Origin of the sequence: Cribrihabitans marinus, from assembly GCF_900109035.1 — a bacterium.
Classification (GTDB): Bacteria; Pseudomonadota; Alphaproteobacteria; order Rhodobacterales; family Rhodobacteraceae; genus Cribrihabitans; species Cribrihabitans marinus.
On record NZ_FNYD01000023.1, the window covers coordinates 1 to 14,136 of the forward strand.

The window sequence follows — 14,136 nt, forward strand, 5'->3', positions numbered from 1 at the left end:
AATCTGAAGGATCACACAGGATCAACGACGAAAGTCGCGTCCAAAACCGGACGCCTAAGAATCCGCGCAGTCCCAGCCCGTTTCCACACAGCCTCTCCGCATGACTGACATGCGTGGGCGCCCTCAACTATGGCCCTTCAGGTCACTTCCGTCAGCGCGTCGATCACGGGGCAGTCCGGCACATCGTCACCGGTGCATTGCGCCACTGTGGAAGACAGAACGCGTTCGATGCGTTTGAGATCGGCGATCTTGGCGCGGACTGAGGCAAGATGCGCATTCGCAAGAACCTGCACTTCGCCGCAGGTCTGGGCCCCGCCATCGACCAATGCGAGCAGATCGCGAACCTCGTCGAGCGTGAACCCCAGCTCGCGCGCACGCATGATGAAGCGCAGACGCCCGACATGGCTCTCGTCATAGGCCCGGTAATTCTTAGACGTGCGCGGCGGCTCGGGCATGACGCCGATGTTCTCGTAGTAGCGGATTGTCTCGAGGTTGCATCCGGTCAGTTTGGCCAGATCTCCGCGCCTCAGGATCTTCACCGATCCGTGATGATTTTTCACATCAGCCCCCTTGAGCCTGTACCAACTGCAGACTCTAGTTTGGGATCATCGACGAGGCAAGGACGATTCGAACCATGACTGAAACCACATCCGCGGGCCGCCAGACGGCCATGGACGAAACAGGGTCCGCCGACAAAAACGCATGGGCGACAACCTGGCTCGGCGCGCTTGGCGCGCTGGCCATGACCTCATGCTGCATCCTGCCGCTGGTGCTGGTCAGCTTCGGCGTGACCGGCGTTTTCATTGCGCAGCTGGGCGTTCTCTACCAGTACAAATGGATCACCTTCGCGCTGAGTGCCGCCTTCATCGGCTATGGATTTTACAAGGCCTACCGTCCGATCCCGGCCGAAGTCTGCGCGGATGGCACCTGCACGCGTCCCGTGAACCGGACACTGATGCGATCCATTCTCTGGTCTGCAGCCGCCATCGTCGCCGTGGCGATGATCTTTCCCTATCTCACCCCATACCTTCTGTCCTACTGAAAGGCCAAACCCATGAAGTCACTGCATCTTGCCCTTGCGGTCGTTGGAACTCTCGCAGCTTTCCCCGCCAGCGCCGCCGAACAGCGCATCAATATCGGGGTCGGCGAACTGACATGCCCGACATGCTCGTTCACGGTTGCAACGGCGATGCGCGGCGTGCCCACGGTCGAGATCATCGACTTCCGGGAAGGCGAGGAGTTTGGCACGGGCACTTACGTCGTGGCCTTCGACGATCAGGCGGCCAACCCCGACATGATCATCGAAGCGGTTCTGGCCAACGGTTATCCGGCGGAAATCGTCGAGCCCGGCGATTCCTGATAGCGCTCGCACACCCGCACCCGTTGCCGGAGACAGCATGTAAGACATGACCAGTGAACCCGCGACGCTTTTGCCGCGCGGCCTCATCGGCGGCGTCGTTGCAGCGTTCTGTGGCTTCACGCCGTTCCTGTTGGTGATCGTCGCCGGAAAGGAAAGCAGAATATGACCAGGACCTACGACCTCATCGTGATCGGCGGCGGCACCGCTGGAAATGGCGTCGCCCGGATGGCCGCGGATGCAGGCTGGAGCGTCGCCAGCATCGACAGCGAACCCCATGGCGGCACCTGCGCCCTGCGCGGCTGCGATCCCAAGAAGATGCTGATCGCGGTCACCGAGGGCGTTGAATGGGCGGAAAACATGAAAGGTAAGGGCCTGGAGGCGCAACCTTCGGTCAACTGGCCCGACATGATCGCCTTCAAGCGCAGCTTCACCGACAACATGCCGCCGCGCATCGAAGGCGGAATGGAGAAGGCGGGAATTGACGTCCTGCACGGAGAGGTACGGTTCACCGGCTCCGATACGATCGAGTTGAACGGCGAAACCCTGACGGCGAAGCATTTCCACATCGCCACCGGCGCGCGGCCGATGACGCTGAACATCCCCGGCGAAGAGCATCTGACCACCAGCACCGAGTTCCTGGAACTGCCCGAGCGGCCCGACCGCATCGCCTTTGTCGGCGGCGGCTTCATCGCCATGGAATTCGCGCATATCGTCAAACGCGCCGGGTCCAATGAAGTGACCGTGCTGGAAATGGCGGACCGCCCCCTGGGCAATTTCGATCCTGACCTGGTCGGGATGCTGGTCGAAGGCACCGAGGAACTTGGCATCGATCTGCGCACCAAGGCGAAGGTGGCGAAGATCGAGAAACAGGGCGACGAATTCACCGTCACGGTGGAGCGGCCGGACGGCACCGAAACCGTCACCTGCGACCTGGTGGTGCATGGCACGGGACGAGTGCCCAATATCGAGGGCCTGAACCTCGAGGCCGCCGGTGTCGAATACTCACGCCGTGGCATCAAGGTGAACGAGGCGATGCGCACCACCAACCCGGCAATATTCGCCGCTGGTGATTGCGCCGACAGCGGGCTGAACCTGACCCCGGTCTCCGCGGCAGAGGGACGCATCGCAGGAAAAAACCTGCTCGCCGGAGAGGACGCTAGGGAGATCAAATACCCGCCGATCCCGTCGGTTGTCTTCACCCTGCCGATGGTGGCCACGGTCGGCTTGTCGGAAGCGGCGGCCAGGGATCAGGGGCTGAAATTCGATGTGCATTTCGAGAAGACCGGGGACTGGTATTCGTCGCTGCGCGTCGGCGCGAAACACACCGGATTCAAGGTTCTGGTCGAACAGGGCACCGGGCAGATCCTCGGCGCGCATCTGATCGGGCCGGGATCGGAGGAACAGATCAACCTCTTCGCCATGGCCATGGGCGCCGGACAGACCGCCAACCAGATCAAGGCGATGATCTTCGCCTATCCGAGCTACGCTTCCGACATCGGGTCGATGGTGTGAGACGAGTTTTGACCGGGCCACGAGGACGGCGCCGGTTGTCAAAAAAAGGGAAATGAAAATGGACCAGACCGTCAAAGCGGACGACTGCTGCTCGACCAAAGACGCCAGCAGCGACAGCTATGACCTGATCGTGGTTGGCGCCGGCTCGGCCGGGTTCTCCGCCTCGATCACGGCAGCCGGGGCCGGAAAGCGCGTGGCTCTTGTCGGGCATGGCACGATCGGCGGCACCTGTGTGAATGTCGGTTGCGTGCCATCCAAGGCGATGATCCGCGCCGCCGAAGCGGCCCATGATGGCGCGTCCGCTGCCCGGTTCCCGGGCATCGCGCCCTGCACCCACGCTGTGAACTGGGGCGCACTGGTACAAGGCACCTCCGATCTCGTAGATGAAATGCGGCACAAGAAATACATCGATCTGCTGCCCGCCTATGAGAACGTCACCTATATCGAGGAGGGTTCGGCGCGATTGGTCGAGGGTGGCGTCGCTGTCGGAGGACGGGTGATATCTGCCCCGCGCATCCTGATCGCCACCGGCTCTCGCCCGCATATGCCAGCGATCGAGGGGATCGACACCGTGGAGACGCTCGATTCCACGGGTCTGCTGACCCTGCCAGACCGGCCCGAAAGTATCATCGTGCTGGGCGGCGGCTATATCGGCTGCGAGCTGGCGCAGATGGCCTCGCGGCTGGGGGTGAAGGTCACGCTGGTGACCCGCTCGCGCCTTCTGCCCGGCGCCGAGCCGGAGGTGGCCGATGCGTTGATCGAGGCGCTAGAGTCGGAGGGCATCGCGGTCGAGACCGGCCTTACTTACGTCTCGGTCGCGAAAGTTGCGGGCGGCGTCACTTTGACTATCGAACGCGGCGGAAAGACCGAGGCTCTGACCGCTGAACGGCTGGTTGTGACCACCGGCCGGATCGCCAATACCGAGAGCCTTGGGATAGAAGCTCTGGGCATCGAAACCGATGCGCGAGGTTCGATCAAGATCGGCACAGACATGGCCACCACACGGGCCGGCGTCTGGGCGGCAGGCGATGTCACCGACCGCGACCAGTTCGTCTATATGGCCGCCTATGGTGCCAAGGTCGCGATCAATAACGCCCTTGGACTGGAACCGATGCGCTATGAAAACGCGGCGATGCCCTGGGTCGCGTTCACCGACCCGCAAGTGGCTGGCGTTGGCCTGTCGGAGGCCGAGGCCAAGACGGCGGGGTACGAGGTCAAGACGAGTGTAATCACGCTCGACAACGTGCCCCGCGCCGCCGCCGCACGCGATACACGAGGCGCTATCAAGCTGGTCGCGGACGCCAAAACCGACCGCCTGCTGGGCGGCCAGATCGCGGCACCCGAGGGCTCCGACGCCATCCAGACGCTGGCCATGGCTCTTAAGTTCGGCATGACCACACGGGCACTTGGCGAAACGATCTTCCCATATCTGACCACGGTTGAAGGGCTGAAACTGGCCGCACAAACCTTTGACAAGGATGTGGCAAAGCTCAGTTGCTGCGCGGGGTGACTTCATGGGGCCGACCGAGAAATCCGACTTTCTCTCGACCCTTCCCGGGGTGCTGATCGGTTGGGGCTTGCCAACCGCCGCGATGCTCCTGGCGATCGGCGTGCCGCATCCGGTCAGGACCTGGGTCTGGGTCGGCGCGCTGATCTGGATGGGAACAGCTTGTCTTTGGAACGCGCATCGGTGCAAACGGCGACACTGTTTCTGAACTGGACCGTTTTTCCTGGTGATGGTGCTGGCCGTGTTCGCCTACGGGTATGGCCTTGTGGATCTTGGCGGCCAAAGCTGGAAGTGGCTGGGTGCGGTGATCGGGATTGGCGCGTGGGCAATCGCGGCCATCACGGAGCGGCTTTATGGGGCGTTTTCGTTCGCCAGCACGCCCCAGCGCCAGACGGTTCTCGCGGCTGGATGTTGCAGACACGGCTTGCCTGAGCGCCCGTAATCCGGGTCGCGGGCGTGCAGGCGCCCAGCTGCTTGACTTGAGCGAGTTCGACATCACGGCGCTGGCCGCGATTGCCTGGCACCGGCCGATCAGCTGCGAAGAGGTTCAAGGGTATCTTCAACAAGCAGGTCAGCCGTGACCCAGTCGATCGACTGCATGCGCAAGACCGGATCGCAACCGGGCAAAGATCGCCCCGGCGCGCGGCGCCATATCCGTTTGTGCCCACTGAGCAGTTCCTGGTGGCGTTCAGTCCGGAAAGCCAACGCGATCTTCCTGATCGAGAGCAGTTGGAGGATGCGGGGTTGACCGAATGCTAGTCCATCCCAACCTCAGTTTTGTTCGGCAGGGTCGCGCGGCAAGCGGTCGTTAACTGCAAGTGCGAGAACCCGAAATCACTGTTTCAAAAGCCGACTTCAGGCATCTCGAGCGGATGGCTTACGAAGCATCAAGGGCTTGCTGGCTCCCGAATTGGCGCTGACTTGTGCAGGCGTACTATGCCGCCTACCGCCGTGCCACCCACCGGCTCGGGTTGTGTAACAGCGGCACTGATCTTCCCCGGAACGCTCGTCCATTTCGGCCTTCTCAAACGGTATTTGTATTCTGCAACGGGACTGCTACGTTTCAGGCCTGTGTCGCGGTCCTTGACTGGGCTCGGCAGGCCGGCCGAGTCGGGAGGCTTGGGTGGCGGCGCATGAAGCGCTCTGAATAGAGCGAATTGGGAGGAAGAAATGACTAGCAACCACACTATCGACCGCAGATCGTTTCTGCGGAAATCAGCTCTAGCAGGAGGTGCGCTTGCGGGCGGAACCCTTGCCGCGCCGACCGTGCTGGCGCAAGCGCCCATCGTCATCAAGATGCAGACGTCGTGGGGAGCGGCCAACATCTGGGATGAATTTGCCAAGGATTACGCCATACGCGTAGGCGAGATGTCCGGTGGGCGACTTCAGGTCGACGTGCTGCCCGCAGGCGCCGTTGTCGCGGCGTTTCAGGTGCTCGATGCCGTCAACGACGGTGTGCTCGACGCCGCACATTCGGTACCGGTCTATTGGTATGGCAAGAACAAGGCCGCCTCGCTCTTCGGGACCGGCCCGGTCTTCGGCGGTTCGGCCACGACGATGCTCAGCTGGTTCTACGCCGGCGGCGGTCAAGCCCTCTATGACGAGTTGACCCAGGACATCATGGGCCTCGACATCCAGGGGTATCTCGGCTTTCCAATGTTTGCGCAGCCCTTCGGCTGGTTCAAGGGCGAGGTCAACACAGTCGCCGACCTCAACGGTTTCAAGTACCGCACCGTGGGTCTGGCGGCCGATCTGATGTCCAAGCTCGGCATGTCGGTCGCGCAGCTTCCCGGGGGCGAGATCGTGCCAGCGATGGAACGTGGCGTCATCGACGCGTTCGAATTCAACAACCCGTCCTCGGACCGCGACTTCGGTGCACAGGACGTGGCCAAGAACTACTACCTGTCGTCCTATCATCAGGCCTCGGAAAGCTTCGAGTTCCTGTTCTCCAAGTCTTTCCTGGAGGACCTGGACCCCGATCTGCAGGCGATCCTCAAATACGGTGTCGAGGCGGTGTCGACGGCCAACACTGCCAAGGCGATGGACCGGTACTCGGCTGATCTGCAGACGCTGGCCAACGAAGACGGTGTCACGGTGCGCCGCACCTCGTCCGAAATCCTGCAAGCCCAGCTTGGTGCCTGGGACGAACTGATCCCGGAACTGGAAGCCGACGCGTTCATGAAGAAGACGCTCGACAGTCAGCGCGAGTGGGTGGAACGGGTCAGCTACTATGAGCTGATGAATGCGCCGGACTACGCGCTTGCCTTCGAGCACTACTTCCCCGGAAAGCTCTCACTCTGAGCGATCGGTCGCATTGCGACTCGAAAAGCGACCCCCCGACGCGATGCGCGCCGAGGGGGCACCAGTAGAGAGGTGGGGGATACGATGCTTGGCTTCATCCATTTCGCAGACAACCTGTCGGCGTGGTTCGGCAAGGCTTTCGCTTGGCTGATCGTGCTCATGGCGCTCGGTACGGGGTACGAGGTGTTCGTCCGCTACGTGCTGAACAGCCCGACAGCCTGGGCGCTTGATGTGTCCTTCATCATGTACGGCACGCTGTTCATGATGGGGGGTGCCTATACGCTGTCGCGGGGCGGCCACGTGCGGGGGGATTTTCTTTACCGTCTGTGGCAGCCGCGCACGCAGGCCAAGGTCGATTTCGTGCTCTACCTCTTCTTCTTCTTTCCCGGCGTCACCGCCCTGATCCTGTCGGGGTGGAAATATGCGTCGCGGTCCTGGGGCTACGGCGAGGTTTCGGTCAATTCGCCCGCGGGCGTGCCGATCTACCAATTCAAGACGGTCATCGTCGCCGCCGGCATCCTGCTGTTCATCCAGGGCATCGCCCAGGTTTGTCGCTGCATCATCGCGATGCGCACCAACAAGTGGGTGCCCGCACGCGAGGATGTATTCGAAACCGAAGACCTGATGATGCAAAAGGCCAACACGGCCGAAAAGGACGCCCATCCATGACGGATCCTCAAGTCGCCCTGATGATGCTGGGGCTGTTCATCGTCTTCGTCTTTCTCGGCTTTCCCATTGCGTTCACGCTGATGGCGATGGGCATCGGCTTCGGCTACTACGCCTATTTCGACCCGAACCGGCAATGGCGTGGCTTCGATCGGCTGGATGAGGCTGCCGGCAACTGGGAAAGCTGGTCACTCTGGTTCGAGGGGTTCTACAACAACCGCATCTTCGATCTCTTCATCAATCAGACCTTCACGGTGATGTCGAACGAGGTGCTGACGGCCGTGCCGCTGTTCCTGTTCATGGGATATATCGTGGAACGGTCGAACATCGTCGATCGGCTTTTCACCACGCTCAATATCGCGTCGAAGAATATTCCCGGCTCGATGGGTGTCGCCGCGCTCATCACATGCGCGCTTTTCGCAACCGCGACCGGTATCGTTGGAGCGGTCGTTACACTGATGGGCCTGCTGGCCCTGCCCGCGATGCTCAAGGCCCGCTATAACCCGTCATTCGCGTCCGGCATCATCTGCGCGGGTGGTACGCTGGGCATCCTGATCCCGCCGTCGATCATGCTGATCGTCTACGCCGCGGCGACGAATGTCTCTATCGTGCGGCTATACGCGGCGGCGCTCCTTCCGGGACTGACGCTGGTGGGTCTCTACCTGGTCTATATCATTGGCCGGTCGGTCCTGCAGCCGTCCTCGGCCCCGCGTCCCGGCCCGGACGAAGTTCCCGATGTGCCGATGACCAAGCTGCTCCTGATGATCCTGACGTCTTTCCTGCCGCTCGCATTTCTGATCCTCGCGGTGCTGGGCTCGATCCTCTTCGGGCTGGCCACACCGACCGAGGCCGCGTCCATCGGGGCGTTGGGTGGCATCCTGCTCGCATTCATCTACCGCGCGATGACCTGGCAGCGGATGCGCGAGAGCGTGTACCTGACGGTGCGCACCACCGCGATGGTCTGCTGGCTTTTCGTGGGATCCTACACCTTCTCCGCGGTCTTCTCCTACCTCGGCGGGGAACATGTGATCTCGGAGTTCGTGCAATCGCTCGACCTGTCGCCGATCATGTTCCTGATCCTCGCACAGCTCATCATCTTCCTGCTGGGCTGGCCGCTGGAATGGTCCGAGATCATCATCATCTTCGTGCCGATCTTCCTGCCGCTTCTGGCGATATTCGAGATCGACCCGCTGTTTTTCGGGATCCTGGTGGCGCTCAACCTGCAGACCAGTTTCCTGACGCCGCCCATGGCGATGTCGGCCTACTATCTCAAGGGGATCGCGCCGCCGGAAATCCGGCTCACGCAGATATTCGCTGGCGTCATGCCGTTCCTGTTCTGCGTGATCGTGTCGATGGTGCTTATGTACGTCTTCCCGCAAATCGTCTTCTATCTTCCGGAGCTGTTCTATGGGCGCTGAAATCCAGCGCGCCGATGCGATCCTGGCGCTGCCGGTGCTGGAGATGCGTGACAGGCTGGCCTCGGGCGCACTGTCAGCGGTCGAGCTGGTGCAGGCCTGCATCGCCCGCATCGCGGCGCGCGAACCGGAGGTTCAAGCCTGGGCCTGGTTCGAGAGCGATCATGCGTTGGAACAGGCGCGCGCACTGGATGCGCTGCGGGTGACCGGGCGGCCCATCGGGCCGCTGCACGGTCTGCCGGTGGGGCTCAAGGATATTATCGATACCGCCAAGATGCCGACCGAGAACGGCGCCGAGGCCGACCGGGGTCGTGTGCCGAAGGAGGATGCTTTCGTCGTCGCGCGGCTGAAGGCGGCGGGTGCTGTCATCATGGGCAAGACCGTCACGACAGAGCTTGCTTTCATGCGCCCGTCAAAGACGCGCAACCCGCACGATCCGGCGCATACCGCCGGAGGCTCGTCGGCCGGATCCGCCGCGGCCGTGGCGGCCGGAATGATCCCGCTGGCAGTGGGCACGCAAACCGGTGGATCGGTGGTCCGACCCGCCGCGTTCTGCGGCGTGACCGGGTTCAAGCCGACCTTCGGTGCGATCCCCCGGAGCGGTATCCTCATGCAGTCGCCCAGCCTCGACACCGTCGGTGTCTTCGCCGCCGACCCGACAGGCGCGGCACTTCTGGCTGAGGTCCTCTTCGGACATGACCCGTCCGATGCTGACACCGCACCACGCCCCTTCCCGCGGTTGTCGAAAACGGCGCTGTCCAGGCCGCCGGTGACGCCTGACTTCGTTTTCGTCCGCCCGCCGGGATGGACCGATGCGGAGCCGGAGACGCGCGACGCGTTGGCCGAACTGGTCGAGGCTCTGGGCGAGAAAGTGACGGAGCTCGACCTGCCCGGCCCGTTCGAGGCAGCCGCGCGCGAACGTCGGCGCATCAACTATGCCGAGATGGCGCGGCACTACTTCCGCTATGCGCGTGATGCAGCCGCCACGCTCGGCGCGGAAGTCCGCGACGCCATGGAGGAGGGCAATGCCGTCCTCGCCCGCGACTACCTCTCCGCGTTGGACTGGAGGCCAGTGCTGAACGCAGCGCTGGGTGAAATCTTCGAGCGTTGCGACGCGATCCTCTGCCCCGCCGCGCCAGGACCCGCGCCGCGCGACATCGAAACCACCGGCGATCCGGTCTTCAACAGCCTCTGGACGTTCTGCGGCCTGCCGGTCGTCACGCTGCCCCTGCTGACCGCCACCAACGGGATGCCCATGGGCGTACAACTGGTGGGCGCACACGGCAACGATGCGCGGCTGCTGCGCACGGCGCGCTGGCTTTACGAATGGGCCGACCGATGATGTCTCGAAAGGACACCGCATGAACCGCATCCTCGCCATCTTCGCCTTCGTCGTCTTTGCCATCTTCGTCGGCATACTTGCCTTCGAGGTGCCGAGCCCGGACCTCGTGATCGTGATCGTGGTCACCGCCGCGCTCCTGGCCTACGATTTCATCACGTCCAGCCAGACCGACTCAAAAGACTGATGGCCCGCCCGGTCATCTGGATCCCGCGCCACCTGTCCCCCGCGACGCTCGAGCGGGCGCGTCGAGACTACGACGTCATTCTCAAGGACCAAGACACGCCCGGTACGGCGGAGGAAATCGTGGAGATGAGCGCGCGGGCGGACGGAATGATTCCGTGCCATTCCGAGCAATTCACCGCCGAGGTCGCGGGGCGTCTCGACCCACGCCTGAAGATCATTGCCAACCATTCGGTCGGAACCGACCATTGCGATCTCAAAGCGCTGAAGGCGCGGGACATTACCGTGACCAACACGCCGGATGTACTTAACGATGCCACGGCGGAACTTGCCTTCATGCTGATGCTGGGCGCCGCGCGCCGCGCGGTCGAGGGCGACCGGATCGTGCGTTCCGGCGGGTGGGACAGTTGGTCGCCTTCCTACATGGTGGGCAAACAGGTCACGGGCGCGCGGCTCGGGATCGTGGGTATGGGTGGTGTCGGCCGCGCGCTGGGGCGCAAGGCGCGCGGCTTCGACATGGAAGTGCATTACCACAACCGCCAGCGCCTCCCGCCCGATCTGGAACAGGGCGCATCCTATCACGAGACGCTCGACAGCCTGTTGGAGGTGTCGGATTTCCTGTCGCTCAACTGTCCGGCCACGCCCGAGACGACGGGGATGATGAATGCCGACCGCTTCGCCCGGATGCCGCAGGGCAGCATCTTGGTCAACGCCGCGCGCGGGGCGCTGGTTGATGAGGATGCGCTGCTCTCGGTGATCGAGGAAGGTCACCTCGCCGGGGCAGGCTTGGATTGCTTCCTGACGGAGCCCGGTGGCAATCAGGCCTTCGCGGGTCACGAAAACATCGTCATGATGCCCCACGCCGGCAGCGCGACCGCGAAGACCCGCGACGCGATGGGATTTTGCGCGCTCGACAATCTCGATTCCTTCTTCTCCGGAGACGACCCCGAGGATGCGCTGTAATAACTCCGGTCTAGGTTACCACCCCCACGACCGCATCCGGCAACCAAGTCGCGATGCCCCGAAACAGGTACAGCAGGAAGTGTTCTGCAGGCAACCCAGCAGGCCATCTCCAAATTCGGACTCAAGGCAGATCGCCAAGCGCTTCTGACACACACACCAATGCAATCAGGAGACGCTCACGTTGTGTCAATTCCTGGAGAAATAGCCGAAAGTTGGTGCCGCGTAGCCCCTAATTGTGAGACGGAAAACTCAATAAAATCAATGGCTGTGCTATGCCCCTAGATATGAGATTTTGCCCTTAATTTCGATATTTTTGCCCCTAAACCTGAGACAGGGCTCACAAGCTTGTGCGGCATATTCCGATGGAAAATGATGGCGAAGACTCCATTGCCGTCGGTGCGGAAGAGGCGCGCAGGGCTGCCGTGCTGCCCCCGCTTGTTCAGGCATTTCTCAAAGGTACTGGCAGTCTGGAAGGCGGCGTCAATGATGCCGTTTGGGAACTCGGTGTCAGCAGGGCGACGGTCTGGCGTTGGATAAAGCTGCTGGCGGAAAAGGATGGGCGTAACCGGCCGGTTACGCCGAACCACCGTAAGCGCTGTCTGAACAGCACCGGGCTTTCAGCTTGACGGCTGGAAATTCCAGGGCAGCAGGTAGTCGATGCGTTTTTTTGGATGACCTGCCGCGATCGCTTCGAGCGTAGATTTCAGGTAGGCGAAGGGCTCCACGCCGTTGATCTTGCAGGTCTCGATCAGCGAGGCGATGCGGCCCCAGGCGCGACCGCCTTCATCGTGGCCGGCCTTGCGTCACCTTGGCGATCGACATCGCAACGCGGATGGTAACCGGATACTACGCCACTCTCGAGGCCCCTTCGCGTCTGTAAATGGCGCTTTGCCTGACACAGGCGGTGGCCCCCAAGGCGGAGCTCCTGGCGGAATTGGAGTGCAGTGTTTCTTGGCCCGCACAGGGTAAACCGCACAGCATCCACGTCGATAGCGGCCGCTATTTCCGGTCGCGGGCCTTCCGATCGGCATGAGCGGAATGGGGGATCGATCTGGTCTATCGACCGCCGGGAAGTCCTCATTTCGGAGGTCACATCGAGAGGCTGATCGGCACGATGATGGGGACCGTACACCTGTTGCCGGGAACAATGCAATCGTCGGTCGCGGCCAAGGGCGACTATGACGCCGAAGGCATGGCCACGATGACCATAAGCGAGTTCGATCGCTGGTTCGCGTCGGAAATCTGCCGCTACAATAACAGCATTCGTTCAAGTCCTGGCTGTACGCCCGTTGCCAAATGGGAGGCGCTGTCAGAGGAAATGATGGGCGACATTCCCTTCGAGATGGACGCCTTTCGCGTGAGCTTCCTGCCGAGCGAACTGCGCAAGGTCGGGCGGGACGGCATCCATCTGTTCGAGATACGGTACTGGTCCGATGCCCTTGCAGGCCATATTGGGTGCGGGGCTGGAAAGGTGGTCGTCCGCTACGACCCTCGCGACCTCTCGGTGATATGGGTCGAACTGGACAATGGTATGTCCGTCGAGGCGCGGTACCGAAACCTGGAAATCCCGCCCGTGTCCCTCTGGGAATATCGCGAAGCGATGAGGAAGGCACGTGCCCTTGGAAAGTCGGGGTCCAATGAGCTGGTCCTGGCTGAGCTGATCCGACAGCAACGCCAGATCGAGGCTGAAAGCCGGGGACTGACCAAGGCCGAACGCCGATCCTGTGAAAGAAAAGGGACATTGGAGGGCAGGGACAACTGAGGAAGGCGGTCGGATCGCCCTCATTCAATCGGACATCTGGATCGGCTTTCCGCGGGCCGAACAAGTGTTGGACCGTTTGCAGAGTATGATCGAAGCGCCACGGCAAACCCGTATGCCTGACCTTCTTGTGCATGGCGAGTCCGAGATCGGAAAGACGATGATCGCCCGCAATCTGTCGCGCAAGTACGCACCACTCTCGCCTTGTGCTGATGGCAGTAACGGATATTCACAAATTTGATCCTGCGGTGCACATCCCTTCGTAATGGCAGTAGGTTGGTCATTGTAGCGGGTGTCTACAAGTAACCCGATCTCATAAAGGCGGAAATCAATCGGGAGTTGCCTAGAACGTCACTGAGCCAGTTATTGGTGATTGCATTGGCCCTGTCTGTTGGATCGCCTGCAATACAAAGAAAGAATTGCCATGACTACAACTGACACTGACTCTCGCACGACAAGCTCACTAACAGCGTTCAACGCACGCACTCTAGGGTTAATGTTCATCGCAGGTTTCTGCGCCACCGTCGCGTTCGATCTGTTGGGTCAGATCATCAGCCCGGGCCTGGGCTTTTCGAGGCTGTCACCGCACGGGTTGGCCAAGAGCCTACTTGGCACCCTTGGCCTGCCGAACAGTGATTTCGCGGGATATTTCGTACATTTTTATCTTGTTGGCCTGATTGGTTATCCCGTCGGTTGGTTGTTCGTCTTTAGACCTATTTGGCATCATATCGTGGGGCAGACGAATTGGTTTTTGCCCTCGGCGATCTATGGCTTCGGCCTGTGGGTTTTCGCCATTGGGGGTATTACGGCTATCGCAGGCCTTCCTTTCTTTCTTAATTTCACCGGCATCACCTGGGTAGCGCTGGTGGGTCATGTCCTATACGGTGTCGTATTGGTTGCGACACTGCGGGTAATTGATCGACCGTGAATCGGATCGTCAGGATGTGTTCGGGGCCACGATTTGCCTGTTCGGGGCGGCAATAGCCTCGCCGCATGTCGGTGCACTAGGGTCTGTTGAGATTCATCGCGAGTTTATTGTAAGCGCCTCGCCGATCCCCTCCTGCCGCTCTGAGGCTGTCTGTGCGAGTCCTGCTGTCGAGATTAGGCAGAGGACTGGACGGCAAAATGGAC

16 protein-coding genes and 1 pseudogene are annotated in these 14,136 nt (G+C 61.6%); 15 read left to right on the forward strand and 2 right to left on the reverse strand.

Annotated elements, in window-relative coordinates; all coding sequences use genetic code 11:
* Positions 1 to 137: 137 nt before the first annotated feature.
* A complete protein-coding gene (locus BMX57_RS19970; RefSeq protein ID WP_092371602.1) occupies positions 138 to 539 on the reverse strand; it encodes a MerR family transcriptional regulator in 402 nt (133 codons plus the stop codon).
* 95 nt (positions 540 to 634) lie between these two features.
* Between BMX57_RS19970 and BMX57_RS19975 the strand changes: the two genes are divergently transcribed.
* The 12 genes from BMX57_RS19975 (at position 635) to BMX57_RS20025 (ending at position 11,872) form a co-directional block, all read left to right on the forward strand.
* Complete coding sequence (locus BMX57_RS19975; protein WP_177175519.1) at positions 635 to 1,042, forward strand: mercuric transporter MerT family protein; 408 nt, start codon at positions 635 to 637, stop codon at positions 1,040 to 1,042.
* A gap of 12 nt (positions 1,043 to 1,054) precedes the next feature.
* Entirely contained in the window at positions 1,055 to 1,360 is a 306-nt protein-coding gene (locus tag BMX57_RS19980) for a heavy-metal-associated domain-containing protein (protein WP_092371605.1), read from the forward strand.
* Positions 1,361 to 1,522: 162 nt separating this feature from the next.
* Positions 1,523 to 2,872 carry a dihydrolipoyl dehydrogenase family protein gene (locus tag BMX57_RS19985; RefSeq protein WP_092371608.1) on the forward strand — a complete coding sequence of 450 codons (1,350 nt, stop codon included), beginning with the start codon at positions 1,523 to 1,525 and terminating at the stop codon, positions 2,870 to 2,872.
* Between the two features lie 52 nt (positions 2,873 to 2,924).
* The gene (gene merA, locus BMX57_RS19990; protein ID WP_218142447.1) at positions 2,925 to 4,382 is read left to right on the forward strand and encodes a mercury(II) reductase; all 1,458 of its coding nucleotides are present in this window, start codon (positions 2,925 to 2,927) and stop codon (positions 4,380 to 4,382) included.
* A gap of 4 nt (positions 4,383 to 4,386) precedes the next feature.
* Positions 4,387 to 4,587: a hypothetical protein gene (locus BMX57_RS20960; protein ID WP_229724304.1), complete on the forward strand. Its 201-nt coding sequence runs from the start codon at positions 4,387 to 4,389 to the stop codon at positions 4,585 to 4,587.
* Positions 4,588 to 5,549: 962 nt separating this feature from the next.
* A complete protein-coding gene (locus tag BMX57_RS20000; RefSeq protein ID WP_092371614.1) occupies positions 5,550 to 6,680 on the forward strand; it encodes a TRAP transporter substrate-binding protein in 1,131 nt (376 codons plus the stop codon).
* 84 nt (positions 6,681 to 6,764) lie between these two features.
* Positions 6,765 to 7,349: a TRAP transporter small permease subunit gene (locus BMX57_RS20005; RefSeq protein ID WP_092371616.1), complete on the forward strand. Its 585-nt coding sequence runs from the start codon at positions 6,765 to 6,767 to the stop codon at positions 7,347 to 7,349.
* Positions 7,346 to 8,764 carry a TRAP transporter large permease gene (locus BMX57_RS20010; protein ID WP_092371619.1) on the forward strand — a complete coding sequence of 473 codons (1,419 nt, stop codon included), beginning with the start codon at positions 7,346 to 7,348 and terminating at the stop codon, positions 8,762 to 8,764. The genes BMX57_RS20005 and BMX57_RS20010 overlap by 4 nt, the downstream gene beginning before the upstream one ends.
* Positions 8,754 to 10,103, forward strand: coding sequence for an amidase (locus tag BMX57_RS20015; protein WP_092371622.1), 1,350 nt, complete (start codon positions 8,754 to 8,756; stop codon positions 10,101 to 10,103). Before BMX57_RS20010 ends, BMX57_RS20015 begins: the two co-directional genes overlap by 11 nt.
* A 19-nt stretch (positions 10,104 to 10,122) precedes the next feature.
* Complete coding sequence (locus BMX57_RS20775; RefSeq protein WP_177175520.1) at positions 10,123 to 10,287, forward strand: hypothetical protein; 165 nt, start codon at positions 10,123 to 10,125, stop codon at positions 10,285 to 10,287.
* Positions 10,287 to 11,246, forward strand: a complete 960-nt coding sequence (locus BMX57_RS20020) for a 2-hydroxyacid dehydrogenase (protein WP_092371625.1) — start codon at positions 10,287 to 10,289, stop codon at positions 11,244 to 11,246. Before BMX57_RS20775 ends, BMX57_RS20020 begins: the two co-directional genes overlap by 1 nt.
* Before the next feature lie 362 nt (positions 11,247 to 11,608).
* The gene (locus BMX57_RS20025; protein ID WP_229724305.1) at positions 11,609 to 11,872 is read left to right on the forward strand and encodes a hypothetical protein; all 264 of its coding nucleotides are present in this window, start codon (positions 11,609 to 11,611) and stop codon (positions 11,870 to 11,872) included.
* On the opposite strand, the pseudogene BMX57_RS20030 reads toward BMX57_RS20025, so the two are convergent.
* Positions 11,864 to 12,043: pseudogene (locus BMX57_RS20030) on the reverse strand (transposase domain-containing protein); the annotation flags it as partial. The gene BMX57_RS20025 and the pseudogene BMX57_RS20030 sit on opposite strands and share 9 nt — an antisense overlap.
* Before the next feature lie 317 nt (positions 12,044 to 12,360).
* On the opposite strand from BMX57_RS20030, the gene BMX57_RS20035 reads away from it, so the two are divergent.
* The 3 genes from BMX57_RS20035 to BMX57_RS20045 all read left to right on the forward strand — a co-directional run bounded on the left by BMX57_RS20035 (position 12,361) and on the right by BMX57_RS20045 (position 13,933).
* Positions 12,361 to 13,008 carry a Mu transposase C-terminal domain-containing protein gene (locus BMX57_RS20035; protein ID WP_229724306.1) on the forward strand — a complete coding sequence of 216 codons (648 nt, stop codon included), beginning with the start codon at positions 12,361 to 12,363 and terminating at the stop codon, positions 13,006 to 13,008.
* Positions 12,971 to 13,246, forward strand: a complete 276-nt coding sequence (locus tag BMX57_RS21035; RefSeq protein ID WP_268236054.1) for a TniB family NTP-binding protein — start codon at positions 12,971 to 12,973, stop codon at positions 13,244 to 13,246. The genes BMX57_RS20035 and BMX57_RS21035 overlap by 38 nt, the downstream gene beginning before the upstream one ends.
* 183 nt (positions 13,247 to 13,429) lie before the next feature.
* Entirely contained in the window at positions 13,430 to 13,933 is a 504-nt protein-coding gene (locus BMX57_RS20045; RefSeq protein WP_092371628.1) for a hypothetical protein, read from the forward strand.
* Positions 13,934 to 14,136: the final 203 nt, after the last annotated feature.

What these genes read in the sequence shown, in the direction of transcription:
- BMX57_RS20005 (WP_092371616.1), top strand. Translation starts at nt 6,765, where the DNA reads ATGCTTGGCTTCATCCATTTCGCAGACAACCTGTCGGCGTGGTTCGGC.
- BMX57_RS20015 (WP_092371622.1), top strand. Translation starts at nt 8,754, where the DNA reads ATGGGCGCTGAAATCCAGCGCGCCGATGCGATCCTGGCGCTGCCGGTG.
- BMX57_RS20010 (WP_092371619.1), top strand. Translation starts at nt 7,346, where the DNA reads ATGACGGATCCTCAAGTCGCCCTGATGATGCTGGGGCTGTTCATCGTC.
- BMX57_RS20025 (WP_229724305.1), top strand. Translation starts at nt 11,609, where the DNA reads ATGGAAAATGATGGCGAAGACTCCATTGCCGTCGGTGCGGAAGAGGCG.
- BMX57_RS20775 (WP_177175520.1), top strand. Translation starts at nt 10,123, where the DNA reads ATGAACCGCATCCTCGCCATCTTCGCCTTCGTCGTCTTTGCCATCTTC.
- BMX57_RS19985 (WP_092371608.1), top strand. Translation starts at nt 1,523, where the DNA reads ATGACCAGGACCTACGACCTCATCGTGATCGGCGGCGGCACCGCTGGA.
- BMX57_RS20960 (WP_229724304.1), top strand. Translation starts at nt 4,387, where the DNA reads ATGGGGCCGACCGAGAAATCCGACTTTCTCTCGACCCTTCCCGGGGTG.
- BMX57_RS20035 (WP_229724306.1), top strand. Translation starts at nt 12,361, where the DNA reads ATGATGGGGACCGTACACCTGTTGCCGGGAACAATGCAATCGTCGGTC.
- BMX57_RS19975 (WP_177175519.1), top strand. Translation starts at nt 635, where the DNA reads ATGACTGAAACCACATCCGCGGGCCGCCAGACGGCCATGGACGAAACA.
- BMX57_RS20000 (WP_092371614.1), top strand. Translation starts at nt 5,550, where the DNA reads ATGACTAGCAACCACACTATCGACCGCAGATCGTTTCTGCGGAAATCA.
- BMX57_RS20045 (WP_092371628.1), top strand. Translation starts at nt 13,430, where the DNA reads ATGACTACAACTGACACTGACTCTCGCACGACAAGCTCACTAACAGCG.
- BMX57_RS20020 (WP_092371625.1), top strand. Translation starts at nt 10,287, where the DNA reads ATGGCCCGCCCGGTCATCTGGATCCCGCGCCACCTGTCCCCCGCGACG.
- merA (WP_218142447.1), top strand. Translation starts at nt 2,925, where the DNA reads ATGAAAATGGACCAGACCGTCAAAGCGGACGACTGCTGCTCGACCAAA.
- BMX57_RS19980 (WP_092371605.1), top strand. Translation starts at nt 1,055, where the DNA reads ATGAAGTCACTGCATCTTGCCCTTGCGGTCGTTGGAACTCTCGCAGCT.